Raw genomic sequence first — 13836 nt, forward strand, 5'->3', positions numbered from 1 at the left:
GAGCACGAGGTCAGCAGCCTCGCGTTTGAATTCAGCGGAAAAGGAACGGCGTTGTTTGGTCATCTGGCACCTCGATCTGGCGAGCATTCTCGCCTAAATGGGTGTCCGGTTTCATTAGACCACTACATTTGGTAAGGCCATGAGGTTGCTGAGGAAATCTCGTAGCCTCAGCCAAGAAGAGTTCGGCGGCCACAGTAGCCAAACCTACCTTAGTCAACTGGAAGCCGGAGGAAAGGGCCCTACCCTCGAAATGGTGCATGGGCTCGCCTCTGTCATGAATGTTCATCCTTTGACGATCTTGACCCAGTGCTACCTTTTTATGGACAAGGATGCCACTCTGGATTCAATCATTGAGCGCGTTCGTGAGGAGCTAAGCGTGACGCCATCGGACCGATGAGGAGGGGCGCCTGTCCCCCTTCAGCATGGACTGAGATGTCCGATCGGATGCAACCAAAGTCTGCGCGATCTGACCCTGCGGCTGGTTTGATCTTGGGCGCTACCTACGTGGAAGAGGAGAGGCAATGAAGGGCCGACGGAAGGTAAAGACTGATAAGTGGCGTATAAAGTCGGAAAATGAAGACGACGCCCGAAGGCTTTTGCGAAGGCGGGTACAGACGCAAGGAAGGTTTCTCGACATAGCAGCACATGCCGGCAAAGGAATGGAACCTGTTGGCCGAATTGCCGGTTGAGAGATAGGCTTTCACCTTTGAGGTTTGCAAATGAAGGATCCTCAGATATTAGCGCTGTGCCCATGCTCGCCGCAGGGGTGCTGGAGCATCGACCACCGAAGCTTCAAGGGCAGGTGCGAAGAAATCGTGCATCTGGCAACGCTGGTGCTTGGCAGTCGAGTGCTTGCCGCGCAATGGCTGTACAAGCCAGCAATCGGGCTAAGGCATCAGTCACCTTGCAGCACCTTGGTGACTCGATCGGGCTACCAGCAAGTTGTGACACTCCTAGGACGAATTGAACACGGTGTCTACACTTAACGCCGTTGGGTTCCATGCCAGAGGACCTGTCTACATCTCGTCTGACATAGGATTAGCTGTGTCTATCGCAGGATCTAACTCGAACCGCATCAAGCGTATGCCTAAGGGGAAGCCCCTTTGTTAGGAAGGTATTCGAGCGAACGGGCTCACGCTCCGCGGTAAACAAAGCTCTGTCTCGGATGGTGCTCAGTGGTTCGATAGCGCGGTCATTAGCGACTGGCTGCTTGCGACCTCAAGCAGACACGGCCCTAAGCTGAGTTGTCAGCGCCATCGCCGCCAGCCGGAAGCAGGATTATCACTAAACTCCTTCATACTTGCGAAAGCAGAGCTTGCCGGTGCTGGCTCCAACATCCAGCCTTCGCAGTGGGTCGAATGCTGCCAGTAGGGGGCAAGTGGGCGTAGGATGGAGGCTTCCCCATCAGCTCATAAGGAGCCGCCCCTTATGAATGAATCCGTGCGGACAACCTTGAAATGCCAAGAACCAGGTGATGGTACTGGGGATGTCATCACTGACCTCCCGGACGATATCCTCGAACGCATGGGTCTCAAAATCGGTGATTCCCTGAGCATACAGCTGATAGGCGGGAGCATAGTGCTAAAGCCAATTAGTGATGCAGACGCCCAGCCCTAAGGCAGCTTTCGACCCACAGCGGTCGTTGTCGACCGGCCGCTTCATAGGTCGATTACGCTCAGTCGCCACCTGCTGCGACCCAGGTTACCCATGACTAGAACGGCAGCAACCGAGATGCCAGCCTAGGTCTCAACACTGGTCAATGCGCTTGATTGGCCCGAATTGCTTGAACGTACACTGCAGGCGCATCGCTCGCGGTACAAACGGATCGTGGAACACTGCGGTGGCAAGGTCGACATTCACAGCGAGCAAAACCTGGGCAACCAGATTCAACTGACTTTTCTGCTCTCCAATTGAATATTGCAGCTGATACGAGCGAGTATTTCAATCGCACTTCGAGCATTCAGAGGCCGGAGTACGTGCTTCCGGCCAAGGGCTTGCAAGGGGCAGTGAAGTCTAGGGCTGAGCGATACGAGGATGTCTGGACGCTCATCATCCCGAGCACCGTGTGGAACAGGTTGTCATGGCTCAATGGCGAGTTTGTCTGGGCTTTCAAGCAGCCCATATTCAGCCGTTCGCTCTTCGCGATAGAGTCAGACATCCAGAGCACCATTGGCACCTTGGTTTGCTCGTCCGGGGCCATCGCATAGGGCAGCCCATGTAGGTAGAGGCCACCCTCTCCCAGTGACTCCCCATGATCCGAGACGTACATGAGCGCAGTGTCGAATTTGGTGTTCGCAGCCAGGATGTCGATCAGCCCGGCCGTTACGTAGTCGGTGTAGAGGATCGAGTTGTCGTAGGCATTGATCACCTCCTGCTGCTTACATTTGTCGAGCTCATTGGTCTCGCAGACCGGCTCGAATTTCTTGAACTGCGAGGGATATCGCTTGTAGTAGGCTGGGCCGTGGCTGCCTTTGTAGTGGAGCACCAGGACAGCATCGCCTTCCTGACGGTTGATGAAGTCCTCCATTTCCGAGAGCAGCACCCCGTCCTTGCACTCGTCGCTGGTGCACAGCTGAGCATCCGCATGTTGGGTAGCCTTGTGGTTAGGCACCCGGTCACAGACCCCTTTACAGCCCGAATTGTTGTCAGTCCACATTACGCTGATGCCTGCGCGCTGAAGCACATCGAGTAGCCCTTCTCGGCTCTTGGCCAAGCCGTCCTTGTACTCATCCTTGCCGACGTCCAGGAACATGCACGGCAGTGATACCGCGGTGGCGGTGCCGCAGGAACTCACATTTGAGAAGCTTATGACATTGCGTTTTTTCAGTTCCGGATTCGTATCACGGGAGTAGCCATTGAGGGAGAAGTTGGCAGAGCGTGCTGTCTCCCCCACTGCCAGCACCAGCAGCTTGGGTTTGCGAGCTGCTCCCTGCCTTTTCACTACTGCATCGGTACCGATGGTGGTCAGTTCTTTCGGCGTGGCCAACTGACGTTTCAGGTAGCCATGACTGGCCGCAAACAGGTTGGTGGGAACCAGAATGAGCCGAATCTCCCGGTTGTTGCGCAGCAAGGACGCATAAGACTGGTATTGGCTCAGCACAATGCCGGCAAGGGTGACTAGGGCAAGCGAAAGGACAATGAGTCTACTGGCCAACGCTTTGATCCAGGGCTTACGTCGGAGCGGCACCTGACTGATCAGGTAAACGGGCAATCCCCCTACCATTGCCACCCAGAGGCCGAGCTTCCAGTTCAGTAGCTCGGAGACCTCACTGACGTCGGTCTCCACGACGTTGGTGAACATGGTGTAATCAATGACGATGCCGTAAGCATTCATGAAGTAGCTGGCGAAAGCCGCACTGATCAGGATCAGGCACAGTAGCGGTTTGGCGAGCCGTGCCCATGACAGCAGACTGAGTATGGTAAACACCCAAGCAAACACAACAACTGGCAGGCTACTCGCGAGCAGCCAATTAACTTCATCGGCATTGAAAATCAGCCGCGTAAGAACACGCCAAAGCTCAGCGTTCGTAAATAGCAACAACCAAAGAGTTACCAGCCCGATGAGCAGATTGGTGCTGATGCCTTTTTGTCGAGTACTGCGAATAGCAAAGATCAATCTACTGAACAGGGTGTGAACAATGGATTTCGAAGGTGTCATTATCAAACTCTAGGAGGCTGCTGATCCATGACGCATGGCTATGGAATCCTCGGTAGCTACCAGGCAAACCATCGACAGATACTGTGCGAAGGTGGGCGTGCGGAGCGCCAGAGACCCCGAGCCCTATGGCTTAAGGGCGCTTAGGATGTTTGAGGCAAAAGAATTGAATGAGAAGTAAACTCTCGCTAGGCGCATTATTTCCGGAACACGATAACGACACGATGACCTCGTGATTACAATGCTGTCAGAATCGCAGCAATGGCTTTTTTGATTGTGATCGACCAGGCTATGATAAAAAATCGGACACGTTCGACTGCTGTGTGGTTAGTGCCACCCAGCGAATTAAATTAAATTTCATAAACAAAATGGGCTTGTTTTGTCGTACGCTCATTTTGAACTTTTACTTCAATTTAGAAGTCTTTCTCGCGAGCAGAACACTTCCTTAACTTTTGCCCGTGCTTATGTCACTTATCAATGAGGGACGAACACCATGAGCTTTTTCAAGAACATCTTGGGCGGCCACCACGGCCGGGGAAACCACGGCGGTGGTAAGCACCACAGTGGTGGGCACGGGAGCGATCGGCATGACCGCTATGACCAGCAGCAGAGCTGCGACGGCAATGACCGGGTAATTGACAGTGGGCGGGCAATATCCCAAGCCCCAATCACTGATCTGCAGCCTTGCAGGCAGTGCCGGACCGCTAACGCCCCATCTGCGCGCTTTTGTCTAAACTGCGGAACACCACTATCGAGTGGCTGCAAGGCCTGCGGCTCCTCGCTGACGTCAGGAGCGAAATTCTGCAGCCAGTGCGGCCAAGCCACGCCTTAGCGCCTGGCCACCCTGGTAAGCCAACGCGACCACCCCCCTGCGCAAGGAGAAATACGTGGGATCGAATCATGATCATGGCAGTGCAGCAGTACGTGAGGGACATCAGAAGAAGCTAGTCATGGCATTGGCCCTGACTGGCAGCTTTATGATTGCTGAAGTAATCGGTGCATGGATAACCGGCAGCTTGGCGCTGCTGTCGGATGCATCTCACATGTTCACTGACACCGCCGCCTTGGCGATATCGCTGATTGCGCTCCAGATAGCCAAGCGGCCGGCGGATCAAAAACGAACCTTTGGCTATGCGCGGTTGGAGATCCTGGCCTCCACGCTCAACGCAGTCCTGCTCTTCCTGGTGGCAATGTACATCTTGTACGAAGCCTACCAACGCTTCTTCATGCCGACGGAGATCGCCACTGGCGCGATGATGTGGATCGCGATCGCTGGCCTGATCATCAACCTTATTTCGATGCGTCTTCTGGCATCTGCCAGCAACGAGAGCCTCAATGTCAAAGGGGCTTACCTCGAAGTTTGGAGCGACATGCTCGGATCGTTGGGCGTAATCATCGCGGCTCTCATTATCCGCTTCACTGGCTGGACCTGGGTCGACACGATTGTCGCTGTTGCAATCGGCCTCTGGGTACTGCCGCGGACATGGCAGCTGCTTCGCGAGAGCCTGGGCATCCTCATGGAGGGTGTCCCAAGGGGGCTTGACGTCGCGGCAATCGAGACCACCATCCGCAACGTTGATGGCGTCACTGATGTACACGATTTGCACGTTTGGGCCGTCAGTAGCGGCAGCAACGTGATGACTTCGCACGTAGTAGTGGGTGACACAGCAGATGGAGATGCCGTGCTGGCGGGCGTCGTGGAAGCGGTCAGCGATGCGTTCGAAATCCACCACTGCACCATTCAGATCGAGCGCGCAGCTTTCCACCAGAGCATGCCGTTACCGTCGCACTGATCGGTTGGTAACCACCTGGTCAACGCACCACTCTTCAAACAGAGAGAGTGGTGTTGTAAAGGAAAGATCGGGAATGATAGGCGTCAAAACGGCAGGAGCACTTCGTGAGCGCCTTGGGAAGATTCCGACAGACTCTCTCGAGTGCCCGTAGGAGGTTCAGCAATGGCTTGGATCATCACGAAGTACTTAGTCACTGCCGGAATAGTGATTCTAGTATCAGAGCTGGCAAAACGTAGCGACAAGCTGGGTGGCCTAGTTGCCGCTCTGCCTCTGGTCACGGTCATGACGCTGATCTGGCTGTACTTGGAAAACCAGAGTATGGAAAAGATAGCTAATCATGCCTGGTATACGTTCTGGTACGTCCTTCCAACCCTGCCAATGTTTATCACTTTTCCGGTGCTGCTGCCCAAACTGGACTTTTGGCCGACGCTTATCATCAGCATCATCATCACCATGGTAAGTTTTGGGGGCTTTGCTCTGCTGCTACGTCGTTTTGGCATCGAGTTGCTGTGAGCTAAGCGCCGGGGGCAGCAAGTGGGTGGCCGCTCACCGACTATTAACGCACTCGCCTTTCACCAGGTAGCGAACCATGTGCAATTCGCCCTTCGAGTCCTCGTAGGCCATCATGCTTTTCACGTTGCCGCAGTACCGCACGTTGGGCGACACGTACACCAACTTCCCAACGTCCAGATTCATGCCATAGGTGTAGTCTTCAAGCTCTGGCATGGGCTTCTTCACGCTCTGTGCATAGCGCTCTGTAGCCTGCCGAGCAGACTGCTCAAGATCCTCATTGATCTGCACGCTACTTAGAGCATCTGTCGACAGCACAGAGAAGAGCATGAATACGGCAATTGCAGATCTAGTGGTTTTCATGAGAAGTCCATTAATAAAAAAGCGCCCACGGCGGGCGCTAAAATTCACCTTACCAAAGGAGCGTATGGTTCCAAGGTGAATGCATTGGCGTGAGCAGGGTTTCGTTACTCCCGCCATGCTGCTCCGGATGAGACGACTCCAAAGCAGCGCTGCCTGTGTGCTGTACTAAAACTAGCAAAGGCGGCTAACGACAAGATGATTGTGAAATTACAATTTGGACATGTAATAGATTGTAAAGTAATTATCTGCACTTTCGACGGATCAAGAAATCATAGCCGCGCGCAGCGCAGCGCATCCTGCGATGCCACTGATCGGTGGTTGGCAACGAGCTCTTGGTAGCTCCCCAAGGAATTTTCCTGGCAAAACAGAACGGCTTGGCAGAAATGCCGCCTTTTACGACCGAATTCACATGCCAGCTACTGAGTGCTCAACCGGCTGAAGGCCGCTGAATCCGCTAAGCTCAAAGGGTATGCCGGTATGACTGTCAGCAATCTTACGGCTACATTACAAATTTGTAGGATTTCGCCACGGCCAGCTTCTTCGCGTTAAGATTCAAGCGTCCTCAGGTGACCACGGCGTATGGACAGAGGTAGCGACTACCGCATGCCATGCACTCAGCCGAACCTTTAAACAGCCTGCAAACCTCTTGGCGGATTGGCCAATTCCTTCTTCACACCTTGAGATAAGTCATGCGCGTTCTAGTTGTCGAAGACGAAATTAAAACTGCGGAATATCTTCAGCAGGGCCTATCCGAAAGCGGGTATGTCGTAGACATTGTGCACAACGGTGTTGATGCCCTTCACCTATTCAACGTCAATGTCTATTCGTTGGTTCTCCTCGATGTGAACCTCCCAGGTATCGACGGATGGGATCTGCTGGAAACCATCAGGAAATCCAGCCGGGTCCGCATCATCATGCTCACAGCCCGTGGTCGCATCAACGACAAGCTCAAGGGATTGGATGGCGGCGCGGATGACTACTTGGTGAAGCCCTTCGAGTTTCCCGAGCTGCTTGCTCGCATCCGTTCTCTCCAGAGACGTGGCGATGAACTCGTCGAGAAGAGCTCGCTGAAGATTGCCGATCTGGAACTCGACTCCGTGCGCCATCGAGTTTTCCGTGGTGGCACACGCATCGATCTCACCACAAAAGAATTTGCGCTCCTGCACCTGCTCATGAGCAGGACGGGTGAAGCGCTGACTCGTTCCCAGATCATCTCTCTGGTCTGGGACATGAATTTTGACTGCGACACCAACGTCATCGATGTTGCGATCCGGCGATTGCGCTCAAAGATCGATGACCCGTTTGAAACCAAGCTCATTCATACGCTTCGTGGCGTTGGGTACGTTTTCGAGGAACGCGCATGAGTCCGTTCAGCCTGGCTGCAAAGCTAGGGTTCAAAGTCGGGTTGATGAGCGCAGCATTACTGCTTCTGTTCGCGACCTTTGGCTACTTGATGGTGGGTCAAGCGCTGGAAAGAAATGCCAGAGCAGACCTAGAAGTGAAGATGGCAGGCATGGCTCACAACCTGTCCACTATCAACGATATCTCCGGCGTCAACGCGGATGCGCACCAGCTAGTTGATTTGGTCATGGGCCATAACAACCTGTACGTGAGCATATTCGATACATCAACAAAGCAGGTACCTTTGCTCTCGATAGGCTCAAAGCAGGTCAATCTGGAGGTGCACAAGTTCCAGCCGGCTGCGCAGCCTAAAGAGCATGAATGGCGTGATACCCAGGACCGCCCACTGTTGAGCGCTTCTCGTATCATGCGCTTAGCCGATGGAACCGAAGTCAGCGTCTACATGACCATGGACCAGTCATCCAGTGAGGCCCTGCTCGATGCATTGCTGACCTGGGCCCTGATGATGTCGCCCGTCATCCTCGCATTGATCTTGGCCATCGCTTGGTGGACCGTGCGCCGCGGACTGCTACCTCTGACCAAGTTCTTGAAAGTTGCCTCGAAAATCTCCACCGAGAGCCTGGACCATCGCCTGCCAACGGATGGAATGCCCTCAGAGCTTAAAGAGCTCGCTGACGGCATTAACATCATGCTGGCTCGCCTAGATGACGGTGTGCAGCAGCTTTCTCAATTCTCTGACGATCTTGCTCACGAGTTGCGTGCACCGCTTTCCAACCTGATGGGTAAGGCCCAGGTTGCCTTGACCAGAGAACGATCGCTTCAAGAGTACCGGGAAGTGCTGGAATCGTGCACAGAAGAGCTGGACCGCATGAGCCGGATGGTTTCCGACATGCTGTTCCTGGCTCAGGTCAGTCACCCAGCATCCATGGTGGAGTTTGAACCCGTGTCGCTGGTCGACGAGGTTGAGCGTGTATGCGATCTCTTCAGCATTTCGGCAGAAGAAGGCGAGATCCAGCTGCAAATCTCTGGCAATGAGGACGTAGTGCGCGGTAATCGTCTCATGATTCAACGGGCCGTCTCGAACCTGGTGTCAAATGCTATTCGCTACTGCCCACGCGGCCGCACGGTCTACGTGAAGGTGCAACACGGTACGAGCGGTACGACATTGAGTGTCGGCAACCCGGGCCGGGGGATCGCGAGGGAACACCATGCGCATTTGTTTGAACGTTTCTATCGAGTGGACAAGAGCCGAGCACGGAGTGAGGGCGGTACCGGTCTAGGCTTAGCCATCGTTCAGTCGATTATGAGCTTGCATCAGGGCTCGGCGAGCGTGGAAGTAACCGAAGAGAACTTCACGTGGTTCCACCTTCACTTTCCCGAAGCCCAGTTTAAAGAACCTGTAATGGCTGCTGCTTAACCAGCGCAGACATGCATAAGCCCGTCAATTGACGGGCTTTTTTGTGTGCAAGCTGAATCGCCCCGGGCTTTCTAGACACTCTCAAGGCTCGCTGCGTAACGCTTTTCAAACTCTACCGGTGACAGCTGATTGTTGAAACTGTGGCGTCGTTTTGGGTTGTAAAACATCTCGATGTAATCGAACACATCATCTCGAGCATCCTGGCGTGTAGTGTAGATTTTACGCTTGATCCGTTCCCGCTTCAGCAACTGGAAAAAGCTCTCCGCCACAGCGTTGTCGTGGCAATTACCTCGACGACTCATGCTGGCTACCAGGTTGTTAGCTTTCAAGAAGCTTCGCCAGTCTGAGCTGCTGTACTGACTGCCTTGATCCGAGTGGATCATCACCTCTTGCTTCGGCTTACGTCTCCAAACCGCCATCAGCAGTGCATCAATGGCTACGTCGCTGGTCATCTGCGACTTCATTGACCAACCAATGATCTGGCGTGAAAACAGATCGAGCACCACGGCCAAATACAGCCAGCCTTCATATGTTCGGATGTAGGTAATGTCTGTGACCCAAACTTTGTTGGGTTCTCTGACATCGAATTGGCGCTTCAGTAAGTTCGGTGAGGCAACGGCTGGCTTACCGCCGTATTTTCCAGGCCTCCGTCGATACCCAGTCTGAGAACGTAAACCTTCAAGGCGCATCAACCTAGCCACCCGGTGACGGCCACAGCTCTCACCAACCTCTCGCAGGTCATCATGGATCTTTCGATAGCCATAAACGCCACCGCTTTCCAGCCAGGAGTGTTTGATCAATCCAAGCAGTCGCTGATCGTCCTTGGCTCGCGCAGATTTTGGTTCTGATAGCCACGCGTAGTAGCCGCTGGGATGAACCTTGAGCGTCAGGCAAAGCCGTCGAATCGCGTAATGACCCGCTTGCTGCTTAATAAAGGCGTACTTCAGCCGCACTCCTTGGCAAAGTACGCGGCGGCCTTTTTTAAGATGTCTCGCTCCTCCGTCACCCGTTTCAGCTCGGCACGTAGACGACGAACCTCAGCGCTCTGATCATCCTCCTCAACGCGCTGTTCCTGAGGCTTGGTGTAGCGCCTAACCCAGGCATAGAGGCTGTGCACAGACACACCCAATCGTGCAGCCACCTCCGAGACAGGAAGCTGCTTTTCGGTCACTTGCTTGACCGCCTGGATTTTGAATTCTTCGGGATAACGCTGGTTGCTCATGGCACCTCCTAATGGGCCTCATTTTAAGGCTTGGAGGTGTCTACGAAACTAGGGGCGATTCAATAACGGCCGGCACAGGGCGAAACAATCTGTCGGCTGCTAGCACTTAACACACGAGAGGCAAGCAATGATCCGTTCTTCGAACATGCGGGAAAAGCTGTTGGTCGCTGCAATAGTAGGCACATTTTCCTCGCAAGCATTTTCCGGAACAGTCACTACCGACGGAGCTGACCTAGTTCTAAAAACCAAGGGCGGTCTTGAACTTTCTACCACCGACAAGGAATTCAGCTTCAAATTGGGCGGTCGCGTTCAGGCCGACTATGGCCGATTCGACGGTGTCTTCACCAAGAACGGCGATACCGCAGATGCGGCCTACTTCCGTCGCGCCTACATCGAGTTCGGCGGCACTCTGTACCGAGACTGGAAATACCAGGTCAACTATGACCTGTCCCGCAACACTGGTAACGACTCCGATGGCTACTTTGATGAGGCCAGCCTGACGTACACCGGCTTCGCCCCAGTCCAGCTGCGTTTCGGCCGCTTCTACACCGATTTCGGTCTTGAGAAGGCAACCAGCTCGAAGTGGACAACTGCCATGGAGCGAAACCTCTCCTACGACGTAGCCGACTGGATCAACGACAACGCCGGCATGGGTGTTCAGGCGACCAGCACCATCGCTGACATGGCCTACCTGTCGGGTAGCGTTTTCAGCGAAACCAACAACGACTCCGACGGTGACAGCACCAAGCGCTACAACGTGCGTGGTGTTTTCGCACCGCTGCACTCTGACGGTAATGTCCTGCATGTCGGTGCCCAGTATGCCTATCGCGACCTCAAGGACAGCGCCGTCGACACCCGTATACGCTCGCGCCTGGGCGTTCGCGGTGTAGACACCAACGGCGGCGGCGATGCGGGAACCAACGGCAATCGCATGCTGTTCGGTGGTGCTGCTGCGCAAGAAGGCCTTTGGGACAACGATTCGGTCTGGGGCGTTGAAGGCGCCTGGGCCACGGGTCCATTCTCCGTTCAAGCTGAGTACCTTCGCCGCAAGCTGAAGGCTGATCAGTCCGCCAATGACATGAAGGCTTCGGGTTACTACGCACAGATGGCGTACACGCTGACCGGCGAACCGCGAATTTATAAGCTCGACGGCGCGAAATTCGACACCATCAAGCCACAGAACAAAGATCTGGGCGCCTGGGAAGTTTTCTACCGCTTCGACGATATCAAGGTCGAGGATGGCAATCTGGTTGCCACCGCGGACCAATCCGATGAACGCAAGGCCAAGAGCCACACGGTCGGCGTGAACTGGTACGTCAACGAGGCGGTGAAAGTCAGTGCCAACTACATCAACGTGCGCACAGACAACAACGAAAACACTGTCGGCGACGACAAAGGCAACGCCTTCATCACTCGCCTACAATACGTGTTCTGATTCCCCAATCAGGTGACACAAAAAAGCCGGGAGCGCTCAGTGCACTCCCGGCTTTTTTGTGCGCTTCGTTCAATGATCAGGCGTCTTTACGATAAGCCAACAGGCGAAGGGCATTGAACACGACAAGGAGCGTGGAACCCTCATGAATGGCAACGGCAGCGCCGATGCTCAAGCCCATGATGGTGGAGGGAACCAGGATGGCCACGATTCCGAGGCTGACGAACAGGTTCTGGCGAATGATCGAGCGGGTGTGACGACTGAGGCCGACCGCAAAGGGAAGCTGCCGGATGTCGTCTGCCATCAGCGCGATATCGGCCGTTTCCAAGGCGACATCGGAGCCTGCCGCCCCCATTGCGATGCCTACGCTCGAATGGGCCATGGCAGGCGCATCATTCACGCCGTCGCCCACCATGGCGACTTGGGAGCTGAGGCGAAGGTTCTTGATCGCCTGTACCTTGTCGTCTGGCATCAGATCTCCCCACGCTTCGTCCAGGCCGACTTGCCTGCCCACTGCTTCGGCGACGCGGTTGTGGTCCCCGGAAATCATGATCATGCGGTCGATGCCCATTTCCCTGAGTTTCTGGAGTGCCTCTTTCGCTCCTTCTCGGGGGGTGTCCAACAAGCCGATCACCCCCAGATCCTTGTCAGCACGGCGCACCACCATGGTAGTGCGGCCCGACTGGCGCAGGCGCTCTGCTGCCTCTAGGGCGGCTTTGCTAAGGGCCGGAATGGCGTCGGCACCGAACATCTCGACTTTGCCAATCCAGACGAACTGATCATCCAGCTCAGCGCGTACGCCGCGGCCAACCAGGTTTTTCAGGTTCCTGGCCTGGTATTTGCCCCTGCTACCAATCATCTCCTCGCCGTCGCGCACGATAGCTGCGGCGAGTGGGTGGTCGCTCATAGACTCCACTGCGATAGCGACGGCCAGCAGGTCCGGAACCTGGGTACCGGCTAGCGGTATCACATCGGTGATGCGGGGACGCCCCTCGGTCAGGGTGCCGGTTTTGTCGAAGGCCATGGCATTCAAAGAACCGAGTTCTTCGAGCGGAGCACCGCCCTTGATCAGTACCCCGCCTCTGGCAGCCCTGGCGATGCCGGAAAGAATGGCGCTGGGTGTAGCAATCGCAAGCGCACACGGGCTGGCTGCGACCAAGACCGCCATGGCACGGTAGAACGAATCACGGAATGGCTCATCGATGAAAATGCCAGCACACATCAGCCCTACCACCAGAAGCAGGACCAAGGGGACGAACACCCTTTGGAAACGGTCTGTGAAGCGTTGAGTCGGCGACTTTCTGACCTCGGCTTCACTGACCATTTTGATGACCCGCGCCAGGGTGCTTTCCGTGGAGCGACGCGTTACTTCGACCTCAATCAGGGTTTCGCCATTGATGGTGCCGGCGAAGACTTTCGACACAGCATCCACGGCATCCGGCTTGCTGCGGGCAAGAGCGGCATCAGCGACTGGTTGCTTGTCCACCGGGACGCTCTCACCAGTCACGGGAGCCTGGTTGATGCTTGAAGAGCCTACGACCACAAAGCCATCGGCCGGCAAACGGTCATTGGGGCGTACGATGACAATGTCGCCAGGCACGAGGAGTTCTACAGGCAACTCCTTCGTGCCGTTTGTGCTCCGCACGATGGCGGTGGCAGGGGCGAGCTTGGAAAGTGCCTCGATGGCTTTCTTGGCTCTGCCCATCGCATAGCTTTCCAGTGAATGCCCCAGGCTGAACAGGAACAACAGCAGTGCACCTTCTGCCCAGGCGCCAATGCTCGCGGCCCCCGCTGCGGCGAGCAGCATCAGCGTGTCGATTTCGAAGCGCTTCTGGCGGATATTGCTGATCGCCTCCTTGGTGGTGAACCATCCACCGAACACGTAGGCAGATACGTACAGAACTAGCGGCAGCCTGTCGATCAGCCCGAGCTTTCCGGCCAGAACTCCGGCACCGAGCAGCGCACCACAGATCAGTGCGAAGACCAACTCGGTGTTCATGCCGAAGATGCCCCCATGCTCATGGCTGTGGCCTTCGTGCCCCGCTTGGTCGTCGGGGCGTTCAAGCAAACTTTTCATAACTC

Annotated in this window: 13 protein-coding genes; 9 read left to right on the forward strand and 4 right to left on the reverse strand. The window is 55.2% G+C overall.

Translation table 11 applies throughout. The features are described 5' to 3' along the window. Positions 1-139 precede the first annotated feature (139 nt). The 3 genes from FIV35_RS21610 (at position 140) to FIV35_RS21620 (ending at position 1617) form a co-directional block, all read left to right on the forward strand. Entirely contained in the window at positions 140-397 is a 258-nt protein-coding gene (locus FIV35_RS21610) for a helix-turn-helix domain-containing protein (protein ID WP_034138155.1), read from the forward strand. Positions 398-719: 322 nt separating this feature from the next. Continuing rightward, the gene (locus tag FIV35_RS30370; RefSeq protein WP_080761430.1) at positions 720-986 is read left to right on the forward strand and encodes an antitoxin Xre/MbcA/ParS toxin-binding domain-containing protein; all 267 of its coding nucleotides are present in this window, start codon (positions 720-722) and stop codon (positions 984-986) included. Between the two features lie 442 nt (positions 987-1428). Beyond that, positions 1429-1617, forward strand: a complete 189-nt coding sequence (locus FIV35_RS21620) for an AbrB/MazE/SpoVT family DNA-binding domain-containing protein (RefSeq protein WP_034138156.1) — start codon at positions 1429-1431, stop codon at positions 1615-1617. Positions 1618-1960: 343 nt separating this feature from the next. Here the strand turns inward: FIV35_RS21620 and FIV35_RS21625 are convergent, their stop codons facing one another. Next, positions 1961-3658 (reverse strand): phosphoethanolamine transferase, encoded by a 1698-nt coding sequence (locus FIV35_RS21625; protein ID WP_034138157.1) that lies wholly within the window; start codon positions 3656-3658, stop codon positions 1961-1963. Between the two features lie 490 nt (positions 3659-4148). On the opposite strand from FIV35_RS21625, the gene FIV35_RS21630 reads away from it, so the two are divergent. From FIV35_RS21630 to FIV35_RS21640, 3 genes are all read left to right on the forward strand, one after another. Continuing rightward, positions 4149-4487, forward strand: a complete 339-nt coding sequence (locus tag FIV35_RS21630) for a zinc ribbon domain-containing protein (RefSeq protein ID WP_080761431.1) — start codon at positions 4149-4151, stop codon at positions 4485-4487. 55 nt (positions 4488-4542) lie between these two features. After that, positions 4543-5448 carry a cation diffusion facilitator family transporter gene (locus FIV35_RS21635; protein WP_034138158.1) on the forward strand — a complete coding sequence of 302 codons (906 nt, stop codon included), beginning with the start codon at positions 4543-4545 and terminating at the stop codon, positions 5446-5448. A 162-nt stretch (positions 5449-5610) separates the two neighbouring features. Then, positions 5611-5961, forward strand: coding sequence for a DUF3147 family protein (locus FIV35_RS21640; protein WP_034138159.1), 351 nt, complete (start codon positions 5611-5613; stop codon positions 5959-5961). A gap of 33 nt (positions 5962-5994) precedes the next feature. Here the strand turns inward: FIV35_RS21640 and FIV35_RS21645 are convergent, their stop codons facing one another. After that, positions 5995-6321, reverse strand: a complete 327-nt coding sequence (locus tag FIV35_RS21645) for a DUF2790 domain-containing protein (RefSeq protein WP_034138160.1) — start codon at positions 6319-6321, stop codon at positions 5995-5997. Positions 6322-7010: 689 nt separating this feature from the next. Between FIV35_RS21645 and FIV35_RS21650 the strand changes: the two genes are divergently transcribed. Further along, positions 7011-7685: a heavy metal response regulator transcription factor gene (locus FIV35_RS21650; RefSeq protein ID WP_034138161.1), complete on the forward strand. Its 675-nt coding sequence runs from the start codon at positions 7011-7013 to the stop codon at positions 7683-7685. Further along, positions 7682-9100, forward strand: coding sequence for a heavy metal sensor histidine kinase (locus FIV35_RS21655; RefSeq protein ID WP_034138162.1), 1419 nt, complete (start codon positions 7682-7684; stop codon positions 9098-9100). Before FIV35_RS21650 ends, FIV35_RS21655 begins: the two co-directional genes overlap by 4 nt. A gap of 71 nt (positions 9101-9171) precedes the next feature. Here the strand turns inward: FIV35_RS21655 and FIV35_RS21660 are convergent. After that, positions 9172-10322 (reverse strand): IS3 family transposase gene (locus tag FIV35_RS21660; RefSeq protein WP_146375059.1). Its coding sequence is split into 2 segments (ribosomal slippage): positions 9172-10088 and positions 10088-10322, totalling 1152 coding nucleotides; the frame shifts between segments, so codons are not numbered across the junction. Positions 10323-10449: 127 nt separating this feature from the next. Between FIV35_RS21660 and FIV35_RS21665 the strand changes: the two genes are divergently transcribed. Next, positions 10450-11757: an OprO/OprP family phosphate-selective porin gene (locus FIV35_RS21665; protein ID WP_034137073.1), complete on the forward strand. Its 1308-nt coding sequence runs from the start codon at positions 10450-10452 to the stop codon at positions 11755-11757. 76 nt (positions 11758-11833) lie between these two features. Here FIV35_RS21665 and FIV35_RS21670 read toward each other — a convergent pair whose 3' ends face one another. Further along, on the reverse strand, positions 11834-13831 hold the full coding sequence (locus tag FIV35_RS21670; RefSeq protein WP_034137072.1) for a heavy metal translocating P-type ATPase: 1998 nt from the start codon (positions 13829-13831) through the stop codon (positions 11834-11836). Between the last annotated feature and the right edge of the window lie 5 nt (positions 13832-13836).

This window comes from Pseudomonas rhodesiae, from assembly GCF_007858255.1.
GTDB classification, from domain to species: Bacteria; Pseudomonadota; Gammaproteobacteria; order Pseudomonadales; family Pseudomonadaceae; genus Aquipseudomonas; species Aquipseudomonas rhodesiae.